Source organism: Pseudomonas sp. XP2 (assembly GCF_053557975.1).
On the sequence record NZ_JBNRIK010000019.1, the window covers coordinates 85,574 to 106,461 of the forward strand.

General features: G+C 63.4%; 18 protein-coding genes. 9 read left to right on the forward strand and 9 right to left on the reverse strand.

Translation table 11 applies throughout. The annotated features are described in order from the left end of the window. Positions 1-142: 142 nt before the first annotated feature. Both ACK1VC_RS19720 and exaA read right to left on the reverse strand, forming a co-directional pair. On the reverse strand, positions 143-802 hold the full coding sequence (locus ACK1VC_RS19720) for a pentapeptide repeat-containing protein (RefSeq protein ID WP_016486181.1): 660 nt from the start codon (positions 800-802) through the stop codon (positions 143-145). Positions 803-911: 109 nt separating this feature from the next. Next, positions 912-2,807 carry a quinoprotein ethanol dehydrogenase gene (exaA, locus tag ACK1VC_RS19725; protein WP_191087524.1) on the reverse strand — a complete coding sequence of 632 codons (1,896 nt, stop codon included), beginning with the start codon at positions 2,805-2,807 and terminating at the stop codon, positions 912-914. Between the two features lie 254 nt (positions 2,808-3,061). Here exaA and pedF point away from each other — a divergent pair, with 254 nt between their 5' ends. The 9 genes from pedF to ACK1VC_RS19770 all read left to right on the forward strand — a co-directional run bounded on the left by pedF (position 3,062) and on the right by ACK1VC_RS19770 (position 13,095). Continuing rightward, positions 3,062-3,523, forward strand: coding sequence for a cytochrome c-550 PedF (gene pedF, locus ACK1VC_RS19730; RefSeq protein WP_016486183.1), 462 nt, complete (start codon positions 3,062-3,064; stop codon positions 3,521-3,523). Between the two features lie 5 nt (positions 3,524-3,528). After that, positions 3,529-4,404 carry a substrate-binding periplasmic protein gene (locus ACK1VC_RS19735; protein ID WP_191087525.1) on the forward strand — a complete coding sequence of 292 codons (876 nt, stop codon included), beginning with the start codon at positions 3,529-3,531 and terminating at the stop codon, positions 4,402-4,404. A 152-nt stretch (positions 4,405-4,556) separates the two neighbouring features. After that, positions 4,557-5,318, forward strand: a complete 762-nt coding sequence (locus ACK1VC_RS19740; RefSeq protein ID WP_095114908.1) for a quinoprotein dehydrogenase-associated SoxYZ-like carrier — start codon at positions 4,557-4,559, stop codon at positions 5,316-5,318. A 40-nt stretch (positions 5,319-5,358) separates the two neighbouring features. Continuing rightward, a complete protein-coding gene (locus ACK1VC_RS19745; RefSeq protein WP_016486186.1) occupies positions 5,359-6,291 on the forward strand; it encodes a quinoprotein relay system zinc metallohydrolase 1 in 933 nt (310 codons plus the stop codon). Positions 6,292-6,454: 163 nt separating this feature from the next. Next, a complete protein-coding gene (gene pedH, locus ACK1VC_RS19750; RefSeq protein WP_016486187.1) occupies positions 6,455-8,242 on the forward strand; it encodes a PQQ-dependent alcohol dehydrogenase PedH in 1,788 nt (595 codons plus the stop codon). Positions 8,243-8,382: 140 nt separating this feature from the next. After that, on the forward strand, positions 8,383-9,903 hold the full coding sequence (gene exaC / locus ACK1VC_RS19755) for an acetaldehyde dehydrogenase ExaC (RefSeq protein WP_096425952.1): 1,521 nt from the start codon (positions 8,383-8,385) through the stop codon (positions 9,901-9,903). Positions 9,904-10,071: 168 nt separating this feature from the next. Then, positions 10,072-10,143 carry a pyrroloquinoline quinone precursor peptide PqqA gene (gene pqqA, locus ACK1VC_RS19760; RefSeq protein ID WP_010455123.1) on the forward strand — a complete coding sequence of 24 codons (72 nt, stop codon included), beginning with the start codon at positions 10,072-10,074 and terminating at the stop codon, positions 10,141-10,143. Between the two features lie 140 nt (positions 10,144-10,283). Beyond that, the gene (gene ercA, locus ACK1VC_RS19765) at positions 10,284-11,447 is read left to right on the forward strand and encodes an alcohol dehydrogenase-like regulatory protein ErcA (protein ID WP_016486189.1); all 1,164 of its coding nucleotides are present in this window, start codon (positions 10,284-10,286) and stop codon (positions 11,445-11,447) included. After that, on the forward strand, positions 11,431-13,095 hold the full coding sequence (locus ACK1VC_RS19770) for a PAS domain-containing hybrid sensor histidine kinase/response regulator (protein WP_016486190.1): 1,665 nt from the start codon (positions 11,431-11,433) through the stop codon (positions 13,093-13,095). The genes ercA and ACK1VC_RS19770 overlap by 17 nt, the downstream gene beginning before the upstream one ends. Positions 13,096-13,165: 70 nt before the next feature. On the opposite strand, the gene dsdC is transcribed toward ACK1VC_RS19770, so the two are convergent. From dsdC to ACK1VC_RS19805, 7 genes are all read right to left on the reverse strand, one after another. Then, complete coding sequence (dsdC, locus tag ACK1VC_RS19775; RefSeq protein ID WP_102688845.1) at positions 13,166-14,104, reverse strand: DNA-binding transcriptional regulator DsdC; 939 nt, start codon at positions 14,102-14,104, stop codon at positions 13,166-13,168. A gap of 35 nt (positions 14,105-14,139) precedes the next feature. Then, complete coding sequence (locus ACK1VC_RS19780; RefSeq protein ID WP_016486192.1) at positions 14,140-15,489, reverse strand: D-serine ammonia-lyase; 1,350 nt, start codon at positions 15,487-15,489, stop codon at positions 14,140-14,142. Positions 15,490-15,523: 34 nt separating this feature from the next. Continuing rightward, positions 15,524-16,867, reverse strand: coding sequence for a GntT/GntP/DsdX family permease (locus ACK1VC_RS19785; RefSeq protein WP_016486193.1), 1,344 nt, complete (start codon positions 16,865-16,867; stop codon positions 15,524-15,526). A 139-nt stretch (positions 16,868-17,006) separates the two neighbouring features. Continuing rightward, positions 17,007-18,143, reverse strand: a complete 1,137-nt coding sequence (locus tag ACK1VC_RS19790) for an MFS transporter (RefSeq protein ID WP_016486194.1) — start codon at positions 18,141-18,143, stop codon at positions 17,007-17,009. Between the two features lie 219 nt (positions 18,144-18,362). Continuing rightward, positions 18,363-19,085, reverse strand: coding sequence for a peptidase (locus ACK1VC_RS19795; protein WP_016486195.1), 723 nt, complete (start codon positions 19,083-19,085; stop codon positions 18,363-18,365). Between the two features lie 73 nt (positions 19,086-19,158). Continuing rightward, the gene (locus tag ACK1VC_RS19800) at positions 19,159-19,938 is read right to left on the reverse strand and encodes a transglutaminase family protein (protein ID WP_023049127.1); all 780 of its coding nucleotides are present in this window, start codon (positions 19,936-19,938) and stop codon (positions 19,159-19,161) included. Then, a complete protein-coding gene (locus ACK1VC_RS19805) occupies positions 19,935-20,885 on the reverse strand; it encodes an alpha-E domain-containing protein (RefSeq protein ID WP_016486197.1) in 951 nt (316 codons plus the stop codon). Before ACK1VC_RS19805 ends, ACK1VC_RS19800 begins: the two co-directional genes overlap by 4 nt. Positions 20,886-20,888: the final 3 nt, after the last annotated feature.

Below are 20,888 nucleotides of genomic sequence, written 5' to 3' on the forward strand. Positions count from 1 at the left end.
TGCTGGGGCTGCTTCGCAGCCCATCGCGACACAAGGCCGCTCCCACAATGACCGCGTACACACAGCAGTTGGTATATACGCGGTCATTGTGGGAGCGGCCTTGTGTCGCGATGGGCCGCAAAGCGGCCCCTGCTAACTGAACTCATTTGTCCCATGTATCCGGGCATCCCTTGCACCCCTCCATGTTGGCCTCCTGGAAGTTCCCGTAATGCTGCCGCGCCCCGCGCAAATCCGCACGCGCCAGGTTGCTCTGGCCAAACTTGGCCTCCTGCAGGTTGGCATCGCTGAGGTTGGCCCCTTGCAGATCAGCCTTGCTCAGCCAGGCCATCTCCAGGTCCGCCGCCTGCAAGTTGGCCTGCTGCAGCTTCGCCCCGGACAACCTGGCGAACTGCAAGAAGGCAGCACTGAGGTCGGCCTTTTCAAACTGTGCCCCTTGGGCGAACAAGCCCCAGCCCTGAATGGCCACCAGCTTGCTGTTGCTCAGGTCCGCCACACGCAGGTTGCTCTGTTGCAGGCTGGCACGGGTCAGGTTGGCGCCCTGCAGGCGGGCTTTTTCCAGGTTGGCCAGGTCGAGCCGGGCATGGCGCAGGTCGGCATCACGCAGGTCGGCGCCGGCCAGGTTCATCTTGCGCAGGTCCTGGTTGGCCAGGTTGGCACCGCGCAGGTTGGCCCCCGGGCATTGGCTGGCTTCGGCAATGACGCAGCCGTTGATGGTCAACGGGGCATCGTTGCCATCGTCGTCGGCGCTCACGGCCAAGGCAGGGGACAGTACCAACAGCAAGGCAAATGGCAGGTAGTTCATGGTGAAAGGCTCTCAGTTGGAACAGGGCAGTTGTGGGGCGGACCTGAATGCATTCGGGATAAGCGTTATGGGGCCGCAACGCGGCCCCATAACGCTTTACCTCAGGCAGTCAACGCTGCGCAGTCTTGTTGTCCCAGCTCGGGATCTTGAACACCCAGAACGAGCCGCCCTGAGCCACCGGCTTGGTCAGCTCGGCCATGTCGCCGCCCCACAGCGGCACCGCGCCGCCGTAGCCCACGGTCACGCCGATGTACTGCTCGCCGTCCTGCTCCCAGGTGATGGGCGGCGAGACGATGCCGCTGCCGGTCTGGAACTTCCACAGCTCCTTGCCCGTCTTGGCGTCGAAGGCCTTGAAGAAGCCGTCGCCAGTGCCGGTGAATACCAGGTTGCCCTTGGTTGCCAGTACGCCCGCCCACAGCGGCAGGTGCTCCTTGTGCTCCCACACCAGTTTGCCGGTGGTGGGGTCCATTGCCCGCAGGGTGCCGACATGGTCGTCGTACATGCGCTTGATACGGAAGCCCATGCCCAGGTAAGCCGAGCCCTTCTTGTAGTTCACTTCCTCGGTCCAGTATTCCTCTTTCCACTGGTTGCCCGGGATGTAGAACAGGCCGGTGTCCTGGCTGTAGGCCATGGGGTTCCAGTTTTTGCCACCCAGGAACGGCGGCGAGACTTCCACCGGCTTGCCCTTGGTTTCACCGGGCAGCGGTTTGGCCGGGCGTTGGCCGGGGTTTTCCACCGGGCGCCCGGTCTTCAGGTCGATATGGCTGGCCCAGGTGATGTTGTCGACGAAGGGGAAGGCGTTCTGCAGCTTGCCGTTGTTGCGGTCCACCACGTAGAAGAAGCCGTTGCGGTCGGCGTGCCCGGTGGCCTTGACCACCTTGCCGTCCTTGTCCTTGTAGTCGAACAGCACCAGCTCGTTGTTGCCGGAGAAGTCCCAGGCATCGTTTGGCGTGTGCTGGTAGAACCACTTCACCTCGCCGGTGCTGGGGTCGACACCGACCTGGCCTGAGGTGTAGAGGCTGTCGTAGTCGTGGGGGTTGCCATCCTTGGAGGTGCGCGCCCAGGTGTTCCAGGGGCCGGGGTTGCCAGCGCCAACGATGATGGTGTTGGTCTCGGCATCAAAACTGGCGCTTTGCCAAGGGGCGCCGCCGCCGTGGCTCCAGGCTTCGACCTTGCCGGTTTCGGTGGTCGGGTCGTCTGGCCAGGACGGCGCCTTGACGTCGCCGGTCGGGGTGCTGTCCTTGCCGTTCAGGCGGCCCATGTGGCCTTCGACGAAGGGCCGCATCCATACCTCTTCGCCAGTGTCCGGGTCGCGGGCGAACAGCTGGCCGACCACGCCGAACTCGTCGCCGGAGCTGCCGTGAATCAACAGCACCTTGCCGCTGGTCTTGTCTTTGATCAGCACCGGGGCGCCGGTCATGGTGTAGCCGGCGCTGTGGTCGCCGAACTTCTTGTTCCACACCACCTTGCCGGTGTTTTTGTCGAGGGCGATGAGCCGCGCGTCCAGGGTGCCGAAGTAGATCTTGTCGCCGTAGATTGCCGCCCCGCGGTTGACCACGTCGCAGCACGGGCGAATGTTGTCGGGCAGGCGGTGGTTGTAGGTCCACAGGCGTTTGCCGGTCTTGGCATCGAGGGCAAATACCCGCGAGTACGAGCCCGTGACGTAGACCACGCCGTCGCTGACGATGGCCTGGGATTCCTGGCCGCGCTGCTTTTCGTCGCCGAAGGAATAAGACCAGGCCGGGGTCAGCTTGAACACGTTCTGGTCATTGACCTGGGCCAGCGGGCTCCAGCGCTGGGCATTGGTGCCCATGCCGTACTGCAGCACGTCCTGGGTGGTCAGGTGGTCGTTGGCGATGTCTTCCCAGGTGACGCTTTTGCCGGCAGGTGCAGCAGGTGCGGTGGCCGCTGTTGCCACATTGCCCAGGGCCAGGCTACCGGCCAGTAGCAGGACGCGCACGCTCAGGGCCAGGGGGGAAGGGGCGGGTAGCGATCTTATTGTCATGGTTGCAGTTCCCAGTGGAGGTTTTGGCCTGCACAGGGTGGGGCGGGGGCGCTGTCGCGGGATACGGAAAAAGTCCCGCCCTTGCCGGGAAGACTTCCCGAACGGCACCTCAATTGGCCCTTCGCCACAAGCCCTACTACCAAGGGAGTAAGGCCCGGCCACCAAAGCAGCATTCGAGCGTCCGCAGGCTGTTTCTAAGATGGCGGCACGGCCTCTGTGGTTGAGGCTTTGCGTGCAATGGTGAGGGCATAACAATGACAACAAAACGCAATGTGTTGCTTGCTGCAGGGCTGCTGGCCGCAGCGGTGCTGACCGGTACGGCCTGGGCTCATGGCAACGTGGTGCCCCAGGCGGTGGAGACCAAGGGCCTGACCCCGATCAAGGACGCCGGCGTAAGCCTGGACGGCGACGGGTGGGCTGCAGTAAACCCTTACCGCAGCTCGCCCGAGCACGACAAGGCCGTGGAAATCGGCGCCTCGGCCTACAACCAGAACTGCGCTGCCTGCCATGGCCTGGAGGCCAAGTCCGGCGGTATTGCCCCAGACCTGCGCATGCTCGATGCCGGTGACGCCGGGGATGAATGGTTTGTCGAACGGGTACGCCATGGCGCGGTTCGCGATGGCCGTGTGTACATGCCGAAGATGGCCGACTACCTCAGCCAGGAAGCCCTGTGGGCGGTGCGCACCTACCTGGACAGCGTGCACGTCGAGGAGTGACGGCCATGCGTCTGTTTGCCGTGCTGTTTTGTAGCCTGCTGCTGTGGTGCGCGACGGCCCAGGCGCAGGTGCGCAACTACGACGCGATCATCGCCGCCGGTGAGCTGAAAGTGGCGGTGTACAAGGATTTCCCACCTTACAGTTTCGAAGACCACGGCAAGCCCCGCGGCGTCGATGTGGAACTGGCGCAGGCGTTGGCCTCGGCCTTGGGGGTACGTTTGCAACTGATCTGGGCACCGCCCGGGGAAAAGCTCGATGACGACCTGCGTGACTACATCTGGCGCGGCAGCCCGCTGCGCCACCAACAGCTGGCCGACCTGATGATGCGTGTGCCTTACGACCAGGCCTACGCGCAAAAGCGCAACGATCTGGGCGAGCTGGAAAACGCTCAGGTGGTGATGTTCGGCCCTTATCAGCAAGAGCGCTGGCAAGTTGCCTACGACCAGCGCCGCCTGACGGCGGTGGCCAGTGTGGCGGTGTTCCAGCAGCACCCGATCGGGGTCGAGGTGGACAGCGTGCCGTCGTTCTACCTGACTTCGGTGTTCAACGGCATGCTCAGTGCCAACACCCACCACTACCCCGGCGTGCAGCAGGCGTTCAGCGCCATGCAGGCCGGCCAGGTGGACGCGGTGATGGCGATGCGCGGCGAAGTTGACTGGCAGCTGCACCAAGCTGCCGAACCGCAACTGGCCCTCGCGGAAAACGCCTACCCCAACCTGGGCAAGCAGGCCTGGGAAATCGGCATGGCCGTGCACGAAAGCAACCGGCAGTTGGCCTATGCCGTGGAGGAAGCCCTTGAGGCGATGATCCGCGATGGCCGGCTCAAGGCCATGTATGCCGCTTACGGCCTGCGCTACGAGGTCCCGGAGATGTATCAATAGCGGGGCACACACCTTCCCTGTGGGAGCGGGCATGCCCGCGAAGAATGCAACGCGGTGTCTGGCACCGGCTTCGCCGGTGTTCGCGGGCTTGCCCGCTCCCACAGGGCCTCGCTGAATCAGTGGCTTATGTGTTGTTCAATCAGGAGCAGGCCATGAACTGGCGAGCGACTTTCCTGCTGGCCTGCTGGATGCCTTGTGCAGCCCAAGCTGCCACCCCAGCCCCCCAGACGGACCCGGTGCCCTCGGTGATGTGGGACTTCTACCACAAGCAGCTGCTGGGCCAGGCCGCGTTCGTCTTCGATGAGCGCGTAAAGCTGCTGGCGCCGCCCTTTGCCGAGGACGCAAGGCAGGTGCCGCTGGAGATCGACGCCCGGGCATTCGCTGGCGAGGTGGTGCGGATAATTGCCTGGGCCGAACTCAACCCGCTGCCGCGCATTGTCGACTTTCAGCCCGGCGAGCGCGTGTTGCCCTGGTTGTCGATCCGTATCCGTATCGAACAGGCCACCCCGCTGCGCGCCGCCGTGCTGACACGCGATGGCCTGTGGCACGTCGGCTCAACCCTGATCGATGCCGCCGGTGGCGGATGTACCGCGCCCAGCGTGGTGCGCACCCAACCCGGTTGGGAAGACCACCTCGGAGAGGTGCTGGGCGGGCGCTACCCGCGTGGCGACAGCAGCCGCTTGCGCCTGCAGGTGGCCCACCCGATGGACAATGGCCTGGTCAGCGGTATTCCCGAGTTCTTCCTCAACCATGCCGAGTTGCTGGACGCGAACGGCCAGCGCCTGGCCAGCCTCGAGCTGTACCCGGCGGTCAGCGAAAACCCCAACCTGGGCTTCGATATCCAGGGTGCCGGGCCGACCCGGCTGCTGTTGCAGGACAACAGCGGCAACCAGTTCGAGGCGGCGGTGCCCTGACCGCGCTGCCGCACTTTACCCCTGACCAGAGGCACCCTTCATGCGTTGGATGATGCTGTTGCTGCTATGCCTGGGGCTACCGGCCTGGGCAGACCTGGACTACCGTCTCACGCCTCGGCAGATCGCCGAGGGCACCTGGTTGCTGGAGGGCAGCACCGACAACTTCGCCAAGGCCAATGGCGGCAATATCGTCAATACCGCGTTCATCGTCACCGACAGCGGCGTGGTGGTGATCGACAGCGGGCCGTCCAAACGCTACGGCGAAGCGTTGCGCCAGGCCATTGCAGCCACCACCGACAAGCCGGTGCTTGAAGTGCTGCTGACTCATCATCACCCTGACCATGTACTGGGTAACCAGGCGTTTGCCGATGTACCTGTCGGCGCTTTGGCCGGTACCGGCGACTTGCTGCGTCAGCAGGGCGAGGCCATGGCCGAGAACATGTACCGGCTGGTCGGCGACTGGATGCGCGGCACCGAAGTGGTGCTGCCGACCCGGGTGCTGCAGCCTGGTATCCACGAGGTGGGCGGGCACCGCCTGCGGTTGCTGGAGTTGAGCGGGCATACCGGCGCCGACCTGGCCATTCTGGATGAGAAGACCGGCGTGCTGTTCGCGGGCGATCTGGTGTTCTACGAGCGTGCCCTGACCACCCCCAACAGCCCGGGGCTTCAGGTGTGGCAAAAGGACTTGGACACCCTGCAAGCCTTGCCCTGGAAGCAGCTTGTGCCCGGCCACGGGCCGCTGGCCAGCGATGCCCGGCCGTTTGCACAGATGCGTGATTACCTGGGCTGGCTGGATGGGTTGATGCGCGACGGCGCGGCGCGTGGCGACGACATGGCCGAGATGATCCGCAGCCCCATCCCCGAACGCTTTGCCGGGATCAACCTGACCCGTTATGAGCTGATTCGCAGTGTCAGCCATCTGTATCCCCGCTACGAACGCCAACAACTGCAGCGCGTCGACGCCAACCCCTGACGCATTCCCCTGCAGGAGCGCAAGTCGAGGGGATGCGGCCCCGTACCAAGGAACTAGAAAACTCCGCACTGCGGGTAATTGTTGGCAACCGGGTCGGGACCAAGAATTCCCGGCACACCGGGAAATTTTCCCGGGCACAACAAAAAAACCAAAGGTAGCCGTCATGACCCGATCCCCGCGTCGCCCCTTGTTTGCCGTGAGCCTGGTGCTCAGCGCCATGCTGCTTGCCGGCGCGGCTCACGCCGCTGTCAGCAATGAAGAAATCCTCCAGGACCCGAAGAACCCGCAGCAGATCGTGACCAATGGCCTGGGCGTCCAGGGCCAGCGCTACAGCCCGCTGGACATGCTCAATGCCAACAACGTCAAGGAGCTGCGGCCGGTCTGGGCATTCTCCTTCGGCGGTGAGAAGCAGCGCGGCCAGCAGGCACAGCCGCTCATCAAGGACGGGGTGATGTACCTGACCGGTTCCTACTCGCGGGTGTTCGCCGTGGATGCCCGCACTGGCAAAAAACTGTGGCAATACGATGCACGCCTGCCGGATGACATCCGCCCTTGCTGCGACGTGATCAACCGCGGCGTGGCGCTGTACGGTGACCTGGTGTTCTTCGGCACCCTGGACGCCAAACTGGTCGCCCTGAACAAGGACACCGGCAAGGTGGTGTGGAGCAAGAAGGTGGCCGACCACAAGGAAGGCTATTCCATCAGCGCCGCGCCCATGATCGTCAACGGCAAGCTGATCACCGGCGTTGCCGGTGGCGAGTTCGGCGTGGTGGGCAAGATCCAGGCCTACAACCCCGAGAACGGCGAGCTGCTGTGGATGCGCCCCACCGTCGAAGGGCACATGGGCTATGTGTACAAGGACGGCAAGGCAATCGAAAACGGTATTTCAGGCGGCGAGGCGGGCAAGACCTGGCCCGGCGATTTGTGGAAAACCGGCGGCGCTGCGCCCTGGCTGGGCGGTTACTACGACCCGGAAACCAACCTGATCCTGTTCGGCACCGGCAACCCGGCACCGTGGAACTCGCACCTGCGCCCCGGTGACAACCTGTATTCCTCGTCGCGCCTGGCGCTGAACCCTGACGACGGCACCATCAAGTGGCACTTCCAGAGCACGCCGCATGACGGCTGGGACTTCGACGGCGTCAACGAACTGATTTCGTTCAACTACAAGGACGGCGGCAAGGAGGTCAAGGCTGCCGCCACGGCCGACCGCAACGGTTTCTTCTACGTGCTGGACCGCACCAACGGCAAGTTCATTCGCGGCTTCCCCTTCGTCGACAAGATCACCTGGGCCACCGGCCTGGACAAGGATGGCCGGCCGATCTACAACGACGCCAGCCGCCCAGGCGCACCCGGCAGCGAAGCCAAGGGCAGTTCGGTGTTCGTCGCCCCGGCCTTCCTCGGCGCCAAGAACTGGATGCCGATGGCCTACAACAAGGACACCGGGCTGTTCTACGTGCCTTCCAACGAGTGGGGCATGGACATCTGGAACGAAGGCATTGCCTACAAGAAAGGCGCAGCGTTCCTCGGCGCCGGCTTCACCATCAAGCCGCTCAACGAAGACTATATCGGCGTACTGCGTGCCATCGACCCGATCAGTGGCAAGGAAGTGTGGCGGCACAAGAACTACGCGCCGCTGTGGGGCGGGGTGCTGACCACCAAGGGCAACCTGGTGTTCACCGGCACGCCGGAAGGCTTCCTGCAGGCCTTCAACGCCAAGACCGGCGACAAGGTCTGGGAATTCCAGACGGGCTCCGGCGTGCTCGGTTCGCCCGTGACCTGGGAAATGGACGGCGAGCAATACGTGTCGGTGGTCTCTGGCTGGGGGGGCGCGGTACCGCTGTGGGGGGGCGAAGTGGCCAAGCGGGTCAAGGACTTCAACCAAGGCGGCATGCTCTGGACCTTCAAGCTGCCCAGGCAGCTGCAGCAAACGGCAAGCGCCAAGCCGTAGAGCAGTGGCCTGAGGCAAGCGGCCCTACTACCAAATGACGAGAGCCCCGCTGCCAACGATGCATTCGCCTGGCACGCGGGGCTTTTTACCATCGGTCCATCGCCTGTCGTGGGACAGGCATCGACCCGCAGAGGCTCAGCATGATCTACGCACAACCCGGAACCCCAGGCGCCGTCGTGTCCTTCAAGCCACGTTATGGCAACTTCATCAATGGCGAGTTCGTGCAGCCGTTGGCTGGCCAGTACTTCACCAACAGCTCGCCGGTCAATGGCCAGCCGATTGCCGAGTTCCCGCGTTCCACTGCCCAGGACGTCGACCGCGCCCTGGACGCCGCGCACGCAGCCGCCGAAGCCTGGGGCAAGACCTCGGTGCAAGACCGCGCCCTGGTGCTGCTGAAGATTGCCGACCGTATCGAACAGAACCTGGAAGTGCTGGCCGTCACCGAAAGCTGGGACAACGGCAAGGCGGTGCGCGAAACGCTCAATGCCGACGTGCCGCTGGCAGCGGACCACTTCCGCTATTTTGCCGGTTGCATCCGAGCCCAGGAGGGCGGCGCGGCCGAAATCAACGAGGGCACCGTGGCTTATCACATCCATGAGCCGCTGGGTGTGGTCGGGCAGATCATCCCCTGGAACTTCCCGCTGCTGATGGCTGCCTGGAAGCTTGCCCCGGCCCTGGCCGCCGGCAACTGTGTGGTGCTCAAGCCTGCCGAGCAGACGCCTCTGTCGATCACCATTTTTGCCGAGCTGGTCGCCGACCTGCTGCCGGCGGGCGTGTTGAACATCGTGCAGGGCTTCGGCCGTGAGGCCGGCGAAGCGCTGGCCACCAGCAAGCGCATCGCCAAGATCGCCTTTACCGGCTCTACGCCTGTGGGGTCGCACATCATGAAGTGCGCGGCCGAGAACATCATCCCGTCCACCGTCGAACTGGGCGGCAAGTCGCCGAACATCTTCTTCGAAGACATCATGCAGGCCGAGCCCGCGTTCATCGAGAAGGCCGCCGAGGGCCTGGTGCTGGCGTTCTTCAACCAGGGCGAAGTGTGCACCTGCCCGTCCCGGGCGCTGATCCAGGAATCGATCTACCAGCCATTCATGGCCGAGGTGATGAAAAAGATCGCCAAGATAACGCGGGGCAACCCGCTGGACACCGAAACCATGGTGGGTGCCCAGGCCTCGGAGCAGCAATACGACAAGATTCTGTCCTATCTGCAGATTGCCAAGGAGGAAGGCGCGCAGCTGCTCGCCGGCGGCGGTGCCGAGCAGCTGCAGGGCGACCTGGGCAGCGGTTACTACATCCAGCCGACCCTGCTCAAAGGCAACAACAAGATGCGTGTGTTCCAGGAAGAAATCTTCGGCCCGGTGGTGGGCGTGACCACCTTCAAGGACGAAGCCGAAGCGCTGGCAATTGCCAACGACACCGAGTTTGGCCTGGGCGCCGGCCTGTGGACCCGCGACATCAACCGCGCCTACCGCATGGGGCGCGGCATCAAGGCCGGCCGCGTGTGGACCAACTGCTACCACCTGTACCCGGCGCATGCAGCGTTTGGCGGCTACAAGAAGTCTGGCGTGGGCCGTGAAACCCACAAGATGATGCTCGATCACTACCAGCAGACCAAGAACCTGTTGGTAAGCTACGACATCAACCCGCTGGGCTTTTTCTAGACCGCGTCGCGGCCTTTTCGCGGGCATGCCCGCGAAGAGGCCGGCACAGGAAACAAAATCCCCTACCAACGCACCCCGCAAGTTCCTTCCAAAGTAGCATTCGGCCCTGGCGCCCCCCGTGTATTAATGCATCTACCGGACTCCCCCGGCACAACAAGAGGACTGCCCATGTGGAATAAACCCGCCTTTACCGACCTGCGCATCGGCTTTGAAGTGACGATGTACTTCGCCAATCGCTGATGTGCCACCCGGCCACTACGGTGGCCGGTTCCTCTGACTGCCCGTGGCTGAGCCAGTGCTGCTCATTGGTCTGGTTGCTTTCGCTGCGGGATGCTTTACGCTGGCGGTTACCTTCCAGAACAATAAGAACAGGCTTGCCAATGAGCCAGAGTTTCAGCCCGCTTCGCAAGTTCGTATCGCCTGAAATCATCTTTGGTGCCGGCTGCCGGCATAACGTCGCCAATTACGCGAAAACCTTCGGTGCCCGCAAGGTGCTGGTGGTCAGTGACCCGGGCGTTATCGCCGCCGGCTGGGTGGCGGACGTGGAGGCCAGCTTGCAGGCCCAGGGCATTGATTACTGCCTGTATACCGCCGTGTCGCCCAACCCGCGGGTCGAAGAGGTGATGCTCGGCGCCGAGATCTACCGGCAGAACCACTGTGACGTGATCGTCGCCGTCGGCGGCGGTAGCCCGATGGATTGCGGCAAGGCCATCGGCATCGTGGTTGCCCACGGGCGCAGCATCCTCGAATTCGAAGGCGTGGACATGATTCGCGTGCCCAGCCCGCCGCTGATCCTGATTCCGACCACGGCCGGCACCTCGGCGGATGTGTCGCAGTTCGTGATCATCTCCAACCAGCAGGAGCGCATGAAGTTCTCCATCGTCAGCAAGGCGGTGGTGCCGGACGTCTCACTGATTGACCCGCAAACCACCCTGAGCATGGACCCGTTCCTGTCGGCCTGCACCGGTATCGATGCGCTGGTGCATGCCATCGAAGCCTTTGTTTCCACCGGCCACGGCCCGCTGACCGACCCCCACGCGCTGGAAGCCATGCGCCTGATCAATGGCAACCTGGTAGAGATGATCGCCAACCCGGCCGATATCGGCCTGCGCGAGAAGATCATGCTGGGCAGCATGCAGGCGGGGCTGGCGTTTTCCAACGCGATTCTGGGTGCGGTTCACGCCATGTCCCACAGCCTGGGCGGCTTCCTCGACTTGCCTCATGGCTTGTGCAACGCGGTGCTGGTGGAGCACGTGGTGGCGTTCAACTACAGCTCGGCGCCGGAGCGCTTCAAAGTGATTGCCGAGGTATTCGGCATTGATTGCCGCGGCCTTAACCACCGGCAGATCTGCGGGCGCCTGGTGGAGCACCTGATTGCGCTGAAACACGCCATCGGTTTCCATGAAACCCTGGGGCTGCACGGCGTGCGCACGGCGGACATTCCGTTCCTGTCGCAACATGCGATGGGCGACCCGTGCATCCTGACCAACCCCCGTGCGTCGAGCCAGCGTGATGTCGAGGTGGTTTATGGCGAGGCCCTCTGAAGAACAGCAGCGCGCGCTGGCCGGGCTGTTGGGGCTGGGTGACCATTCGGCACGCAAAAGCCATTACCCGGAGCTGGCGGCCCGCCTTGACGAACTGGAAGCCGAACGCAACCGTTACAAATGGCTGTTCGAAAACGCCGTGCACGGGATTTTCCAGGCCAGCCTGCAAGACGGTATGCGTGCCGCCAACCCGGCGCTGGCGCGTATGCTCGGTTACGACGACCCGCAAGCGGTGCTGTTTTCCCTGACCGACCTGGCCGCCAACCTGTTTGACGGCGGTGCCGAAGAGTTGCAGGCGATTACTGCGGTTCTCGCCCGTGAGCGCAGCCTGCACGGCTACGAAACACGCTTGCGGCGCAAGGACGGCAGCCACCTTGATGTGCTGATGAACCTGCTGCTCAAGCCTGGGCAGGAGGGCCTGGTGGAGGGTTTTGTCGCCGACATCACCGAACGCAAGCTGGCGCAGCAACGCTTGCAACAGCTCAATGACGAGCTGGAGCAACGGGTTGCTGCGCGTACCGATGAATTGCTGGAGGCCCGCGATGCTGCAGAAGCTGCCAACCGCAGCAAGGACAAATACCTCGCTGCCGCCAGCCATGACCTGCTGCAACCGCTGAACGCCGCTCGCCTGCTGATCTCCACGTTGCGCGAGCGGCCATTGCCAGAGGCCGAGCATGTGCTGGTGGAGCGTACCCACCAGGCTCTTGAGGGCGCCGAAGACTTGCTGACCGACCTGCTGGACATTTCCCGGCTCGACCAGGCAGCGGTGAAGCCGGACGTGGCCGTGTACCGCCTCGACGAGTTGTTCGCACCCCTGGTCTCGGAGTTCCGCTCGGTGGCCGATGCGCAAGGCCTCAAGCTGCATGCGCGCATCCCGGACTGCGCCATCAGCACTGACCTGCGGCTGATGACACGTATCCTGCGCAACTTCCTCAGTAACGCCTGCCGCTACACCGACGAAGGCCGGATCTTGCTGGGGGCAAGGCGCCGGGGTGGCCATTTGCGGCTGGAAGTGTGGGATACCGGGCGGGGTATTGCCGAAGACCGGTTACAGGCGATCTTCCTTGAGTTCAACCAACTGGACGTCGGCCGCGCAGCGGATCGCAAGGGCGTGGGGCTGGGGTTGGCCATCGTCGAGCGGATTGCCAAGATTCTCGGCTACCGGATTGAGGTACGTTCGTGGCCGGGGCGTGGCTCGGTGTTCAGCATCGAGGTCCCGCTGGGTAAAGAGGTGCCGCTGGCCGCTCACCAGGCTGTGCCGCTGCCAAGCGTCGGCAACCCGTTACCGGGCCGCCGCCTGTTGGTACTGGACAACGAAGTGAGCATCCTCGAGAGCATGGGCGCGCTGCTTGGGCAGTGGGGCTGCGAAGTGGTGACCGCGACCGACCAGGCCGGTGCCTTGCTGGCCTTGCAGGGGCAGGCCCCGGAACTGATCCTGGCCGACTACCACCTGGACCATGGCGTGGTGGGTTGCGAGGTGGTCAGGTATTTGCGTGAGCATTTTGCCACCGCCATACCTGCGGTGATCATCACCGCCGACCGCAGCGATCAATGCCGGCGGGGCTTGCAAAAACTGGGCGCGCCGCTTTTGAACAAACCGGTCAAGCCTGGGAAATTGCGCGCGGTATTGAGCCAGTTGCTGGGGTAAACCCATGCGGCATGGCACAGGCCTGCTTGGTGCTTTGCGGGAGCGGCCTTTTATTGCGACAGGGCCACGCCTAAAGTTCAGTGCATGCCTCTTTCACGAGCCAGTCGATCAATACCTGCAGGCGTCTGGGCATCGGGTCATGATGCGGGTAGACCAGGTAATAGCCATAGTGGGGGGTGTCGACGAACCCCCCGAACGGCAAGACCAGCTCACCTTGTGCAATGCGATCCTTGACCAGTTGTTCCCGGCCGATGGCGATGCCTACGTGATTCAGGGCGGCGAGCGTGCAGAGGTCGGAGCGATCGAATGTGAGGAACCGGCGCGCAAGGCTGACGCCAGCGCCTGTGGTGTCCGCCCAGAGTTGCCATTCTGCATCGAATGCAGCGTTGTCCCAGGCTGCTACGTCATGCAGGGTGGTGCAGTGATCCAGCGGTTGCAGGTCGCCGTTCAATGCATGGGTTTCTGCGTAACGGGGGGAGCACACCGGGGCGATCCGCTCGTTCATCAAGTGAATGCTCTGCAGGCCGGGATGATGGCCATCCGAATAACACAGGACCAGGTCGATCTTGCGTGTGCGGTAATCGATGCTCTCGTTGCCCACCCTGATATCCAGCTGAATATCAGGGTAGCGGGCGGTGAACTGCGCCAGCCGCGGCACCAGCCAGCACTGTGCTACTGAGGGGCGAACGTAAAACGTCAGCTGGCCGGCGATCTCGGCGTGAGCGCGTTCCTGCACGGCCTCGCTGAGCTCATCCATGGTCCGCTGCATGACCGCGAACAGGCGCTCGCCGTCTTCGCTAAGGCGGACCTTGCGCGGCATGCGGTGGAACAGCTTGAGCGCCAGCTCATCTTCCAGGCGATTGATGCGATGGCTGACGGCACTGGCCGTCAGGCATAGCTCATCGGCGGCGCGTGAGAAGCTCAAGTGCCGTGCGGCCACCAGAAAGACATGCAGGCTGCCCAGGTGCGAGCCATTGAGTTTCACGGCGCCGCCGCCGGGCTTTTTCATTGTTCAATCCTTCCTGCGCAGTTCACTGATTGCGGTTACAGGCTAGCCTGCGTGCTGCGCCCTTTCGCCAGATAAGCGTTGAATTCCTCGTCCGGCACCATGCTGCCACCCGTCCCCCAGACGAGGTGGGTAGCCTGCTGCAGCTGGGCTGGCGTGAAGCCCTGGCGAGCCAGGTACTCGCCTGCTTGCAGCACCCGTAGCATACCGGGTACGCCTGCCAGGGCAGAGGGTTCGAGTTTGACCTTGTCCTGCTCATGGGCAATTACCATCAAGCGGTACAGGGCTTCGTCAGTCACGGTGTAGTAACCATCGATAAGCCGCTGCATGGCTTTGCCGACAAACCCTGATGGGCGTCCGACCGCCAGGCCGTCGGCGGCGGTGATGTTGTCGATGCCGAAGTCCTGCACGCTGGTTTCATCATGCAGGCCGGTGTACACCCCCAGCAGCATGCAAGGGGAGTGGGTGGGTTCGGCAAAGACGCAGTGCACCGCATCGCCGAACACCAGCTTCAGGCCGAATGCGACACCGCCTGGGCCGCCCCCTACGCCGCACGGCAGGTACACGAACAACGGGTGATCTGCGTTCACCTGGATACCCGCCTGCTCGAATTGCCGTGCCAACCGTTCGGCGGCCACGGCATAGCCGAGAAACAGCTGCGGGGAGTTTTCGTCGTCGACAAAGTAACAGCTGGGGTCTGATGCCGCCTGCTGGCGGCCTTGCTCGACCGCCACGCTGTAGTCGCAGGCGTGTTCGACCACCGTGACGCCGTTGGCACGCAGCTTGTCCTTTTTCCATTGCCTGGCGTCAGACGACATGTGCACGCTCACCTGGAAGCCCAGTTTGGCGCTCATGATGCCAATCGATAGCCCCAGGTTGCCGGTCGACCCTACGGCGATCTTGTACTGGCTGAAGAATGCGCGGGCCTGGTCGCTTGCCAGTTTCGTGTAGTCATCCGCTGGCGTGATCAGGCCGGCAGCCAGGGCCAGGTCCTCGGCGTGCTTGAGCACTTCATGGATGCCGCCCCGGGCTTTGATCGAACCGGAGATCGGCAAGTCGCTGTCCGCCTTGAGCCACAGGCTGCCTGCGTTCTGCAGCGATCCTTCCTCGACAAGCAGCTGGCGCAGCTGTGGCAGCGGGGTAATGTGCGACTCGATGACCCCGCCGGCCGCTGCCGTCTCGGGGAACACGGTGGCCAGGTAAGGCGCGAACCGTTGCAGCCGCGCGCTGGTGGCTTGCACGTCGGCCGCTGTAAGGCCCACATCGTGCAGGGCTTCTGCTGCCTTGGCGATGCCAGGGTTGAACCAGCTGGTTTGTTTCAGGGCAACCAGCTCGGCGATGATCGGGTGGCTTTGTTGCCAGGCTTCCAGGGTTTTTCCGTGAATCATGATTTCACCTGTAGTGCGGTATGTGCAGAGTAGATCAGACAATCTTTGAAAGGAGCAGGGTCAGGCACAAGGCGACTACCGAGGCCAGCACTGTCGCGGCAGTGAATTTTTTCAATGCATCACTCAGGGAAAGGCCCAGGTATTCCTTCACCACCCAGAACGCCGAGTCGGTGATGTGGGTCCAGCCTATGGCGCCGGCACCGATGGCGATCACCAGGATTTCCCGGTTGTATTCCGGGTGCTGGCCAAGGATCGGCATGACCATGCCGGCCGCGCTGATCATCGCGACGGTGGCCGAGCCAACGGCAAAGTGCATGATCCCGGCGATCAACCAGGCGAGGATGATCGGGTTGAGCTGCGTCTGGTTGAGCACATCGGCCAGTGCCTTGCCGATGCCGCTGCCCACGAGCATGTCATTGAAGGCACCGCCTGCACCGATGATCAGCAGAATGCCGGCCAGGGGAGGGAAACAGCGCTGGGTCAGGCTCAGCAGGTCTGCCATATCAAGGCCGCGACGCAAGCCCAGGGCCCAGTAGGCAAACACCACTGACAACGTCAGGGCAATCAGTGGGCTGCCCAAAAAGGCCACCCACTCGTACAGTGCAGCGCCCTTGTCCAGGACCGTGACGGCCAATGTTTTGCCCACCATCAACACCAGCGGCAGCAGTACGGTGGTGAGTGTGATGCCGAACGCGGGCATTGCCTGTTCTTCTGCTGGGGTCACCGTGCGTGCAGACAAAAAGGCCTGCTGGGAGTCGCTGGCTTCGCGTCTACAGGTAAAGCGAACCCACACCGGGCCCGCGATGATAGCGGTTGGAAGGCCAACGATCAGGCCGTACAGGATGACAGTACCGATATCCGCATTGAGCATGCCGGTGATGGCCGTGGCGGCCGGGTGTGGCGGGAGAATGCAGTGCACCACCATCAGCGAGGTGGCCAGCGGCACGCCGAGGTACAGCATGCTGATGCGGGTTTGCCGTGCGACCACGTAGATCAACGGAATCAGCAGGACAAAGCCAACCTCGAAGAACACCGGGATGCCGGCGATGAAGCCGACGAGCATCATTGCCCATGAAGCATTGCGTTCACCCAGCCTGTTCAATAGCGTGGTGGCGATGCGCCTGGCGCCTCCGGATTCCTCCAGCAATTTGCCGAGGATACTGCCCAGGCCGATGATGCCGGCAAGAAAACCCAGCGTGCTGCCCATGCCTTTCTCGAAGGCGGCCACGATTGCCGTGGGTGCCATGCCGGTGCCGACACCCACTACCAGGCTGGCGGCCATCAAGGCCAGAAAGGGGTGTACTTTAAGCTTGCTGATCATGACCACGATCAGGAGTATCGCAGTGCCCAGGACGAGTAATGAGAACGTTGGAGTCATCGTGTGGTTATCTCTATCGCTGATCGCTTCCGTGCGAGCTTCTTGTTGGTTTGCACCCATTAGATTTCAGCGATTTGATCGACTCAAACGATCACTCCTCACCCCATAGGTGAGCCCATGTCATGCATGGCGCCGGCACTCAATGTCGTGCCGACAAGCCACAATTCAACGCTGCCACCGCAACCGCCAGTGCCGCCCCGGCATAGGCCCAGATCGCCGGTACCTGGGGCAGCAATACCCCCGCAAGCATCGGCCCGAGCCCGGCGCCGATGTCGCGCCATATGGCATTGCCGGCCAAGGCCTGGATGCGTTGTTGCGGGTTGCGCAGGGCGACCAGTGTCATCACCAGCGGCAGTTGCAGGGCACGCAGCACCAGTACGAAGAAGGCGCCGATGAACAGCCAGTGGCTGCCAAACAGCAGCAGCGCCATCGACGTGGCCAGTGACAGCACTACCAGCATGCGCAGCGGCCCGAAGCGGTCGGCCAGGCGCCCACCGAAGGGGCTGAAGAGCATTTCGCTCAGGTAGCGCACCGCCATCAGCACACCCGCTGCCAGCACGCCGGACTCACCCAGGTGGGTTTGTGCGTACAGCGAAAGGCCAAAAATGAACAGGCCGTCCAGGGTCACCCCTTCGATGAAGGACCAGGTGGCAATGCTGTCTGGCAGGCGCAGGCGTCGGCCACCCCGGCTGGCAACCGGGTGGCCGGTGCTGGGCAGGGCACGCGCACGCCACAGCCCGAACAGGGCACTGATGCAGAGCACAAAGAACACACTGCGCGGGCCATAGGCCTGAGCCATCAGCGCGCCTAGCGGCAAGGCCAGCATTGGCCCGATGGAAATGCTCGCCCGTGAACGCCCGGCGCGCCGCGCCGCGCCTTGTGCTTCAGCGGTGGCGAGGGTCTGGGTGCTGAGGTTGAAGGTGGCAAAGCACAGGCCCCAGACCAGGCGCAGCACCAGCAGCGCGGCGAAACCGGCCAGCACCGCATTGCCCAATGCACACACGGCGGCGGCGAAGGCGGCAAGGCTGCACGCCGCGCGGTCACCATGGCGAGCGTAGAAGCGCACAACCCAGCCGTAGCCGATGATGCGCACCAGGCGGTTGGCCGCCAGCAGAATGCCAGCCTCGGCCAGGGTCACGCCGAAATCGGCTGCGTACATCGGCAGCAGCAGGTAGAGCAGAACGTCACTGGGCAGGCACAGGCTGAGCACCTGGGCGGCATTGCGGGAGTCTTGGTCGGCGCGGTGGGTTTGCACCGGTGTGGCAGCGGACGACATGACAGCCTCGTGACAGGGGTGAGGGGGGCAGGATAACCCACAGCGTCTCGAATATTGCACATTGGCTTCACTGACGTGTTGCCTGTAATGGCCTCTTCGCGGGCTTGCCCGCTCCCACAGGCACTGTGCAAGTATTCAAGATTGTGATGATCCTGTGGGGGCGGGCGAGCCCGCGAAGAGGCCGGTACAGGCACCAGAGGATCTGAACAGTTTGCTCATTCAGCCATAAGGCGGCGCTGGCAGTTCGGCCAGCAGGTTTTTCAGACCGTCACTCCACTGCCTGCGAATCTGCTGGTAATAGGCATCGTCGCTGGTAATGCGCTTGGGCGTCATGCTTTCCAGGCTGTTAGTGCGGTACACCAGCAAGTCCAGCGGCATGCCCACCGACAGGTTGCTGCGGATGGTGGAGTCGAACGAAATCAGGCCGCAGCGCAGCGCTTCATCAAGCGGCGTGCGGTAATCCAGGTTACGGTCCAGTATTGGCCTGCCGTACTTGCTTTCACCCAGCTGCAGGAACGGCGTATCCGGCGTGGCCTGGAAGAAGTTGCCTTGCGCGTAGACGTTGTAGATGGCCATGGGCCCACCGGCTATCTGGCCGCCGACGATGAATGAGCTGCTCAGGTCGATGTCGGCCGTCAGCTTGCTGCGGTCTCGGCTGACCACTTCGCGCAGGGTGTCGGCAACCAGCACCGTTGCATCGTACAGCGTGGCAACGTTCTGCAGGTGGGGGCCGCTGCCTTGGGTACGCTGGCGCAGCAGGTTCACCACCGATTGCGAGGTTGCCAGGTTGCCGGCGGTCTGCAGCACGATCAGGCGCTCGCCCGGTACGCTGAAGATGAACAATTTGGCAAAGGTGGAGATCTGGTCGATGCCGGCATTGGTGCGTGAGTCGCTGATGAAGACAAGCCCGTCCTCCAGGTGCATGGCGACACAGTAAGTCATGGGGTTTCCCTTGTGTTGCGTGTGGGGTGATCTTGCCGCAAACGCGCGGCAAGATCGGCCTGCAGCAAACCCGTCACTGGCGGTGCACGTGGACGCTGGCCTGCATCGCTTCGGCGCCACCGCCGCGGCGTACGCCCCTGACCGGGCAGGCGTCCAGGTAGTCCAGGCCCACTGCCAGTTTCAGGTGACGTTCTGGGCGTGTCAGGCGGTTGGTGATGTCGAAGCTGTACCAGGCCTGGTCAACCCAGGCTTCGGCCCAGGCATGGCTGGCCAGGTGCTGTTCGTCCTCGGTGCACAGGTAACCAGACACATAGCGTGCCGGTACCCCAAGGCTGCGGGCGCAGGCCAGGAAGGCGTGGGTGTGATCCTGGCACACACCGGCGCCACCGCTGAATGCTTCGATGGCCGTGGTGCCCACCGAAGTCGCCCCAGGGCTGTAGGGCATGTGCTCGGCCAGGCCTTGCATCAGCCCGATCAGCGCTGCCCGGTCGCGGTGGCTGCCGCATTGCCTGGCGGCAAATGCGATGAGCGCGCCATCGGCCTGGGTCAGGTGGCTGCCGCGCAGGAAGGGCAGGGGGGACTGCTGTTCGGCTTCGTGTTCGCAGTCCGGGTCGATCTCGACCTGGCCGCGGGCAGTCAGCGCCAGGTGGCCATGGGGTTTGTCCAGGGTCAGTACATGCAGGATGTTGCCATAGGGGTCGATCTGGCTCCTGACCTTGCAAGGCAGGTCCAGTTGCCAATCATTGATGCGCTGGCGTTCACTGCTACGCGGGGTCAGGCGCAGAAACTGAATGCTGTTGCTCACATCGCTGGCGTAGCTGTAGGTGGTGTCGTGGCGGATGGACAGTTTCATACGACCTCCAGGTAGGAGTGATGGACGGCCTGGCCCAACTGGTTGATGCGGCCGATGAAGTCGCTCAGCCAAGGGTGGAGGCCTGCGTCGAGTATTTCGTCGATGGCGGTGTAGCGCAGGCGCGCGTTCAGCTCGGCGGCCATGCGTTGGGCGGCGCGGCCGCTGCTGCCCGGCAGGCCGGCCAGGATCAGGTCCAGCTCCTCGATGCAGGCATGCAGTGAACGCGGCACGTCCACCCTCAGCAACAGCAGCTCGGACACCGGCCGGGCACTGGGCGCGGCGCGGTAAAGCTCGTTGAAGGCTTCGTACGAGGTCAGCGCGCGCAGCAAGGCGCTCCACTGGTAGTAGCCGCGGGCGGAGCTGTCGCTGACCTCTTCGGAGGCCTCGCCGAACATTTCGTAGCGCGCATCGAGCAGGCGCAGGGTGTTGTCCGCGCGCTCCAGGAAGGTGCCCAGGCGAATGAAGCTGTAGGCGTCGTTGCGCATGATGGTGCCGGATGTCGCGCCGCGGAACAGGTGCGAGCGTTCCTTGACCCAGTCGCAGAACTGGCTGATGCCGTAGCGGCCAAGCCCATTGCTGGCGATGTTGCGCATTTCGATCCAGGTGGCGTTGATGTTCTCCCACATGTCGGCGGTGATCCGGCCACGCACCGCATGGGCGTTGGTCCTGGCGGCCTGCAGGCAGCAATAGATGCTGCTGGGGTTGGTCGCATCCAGGGCGAAGAAGTGCAGCATGCGCTCGGTGTCGAGCTCGGTGTGGCGGCGGATGTAGTCGTCCAGCGTGCCAGAAGCCAGCAGCGACATCGCCAGCTCGGCATGGCCGTCGCTACGCCCGGCCTGGGGCATCAGTGACAGCGAATAACTGACCTCAAGCATGCGCGCGAGGTTTTCTGCACGTTCCAGGTAGCGGGACATCCAGTACAGGTCGGAAGCGGTTCGCGAAAGCATGGT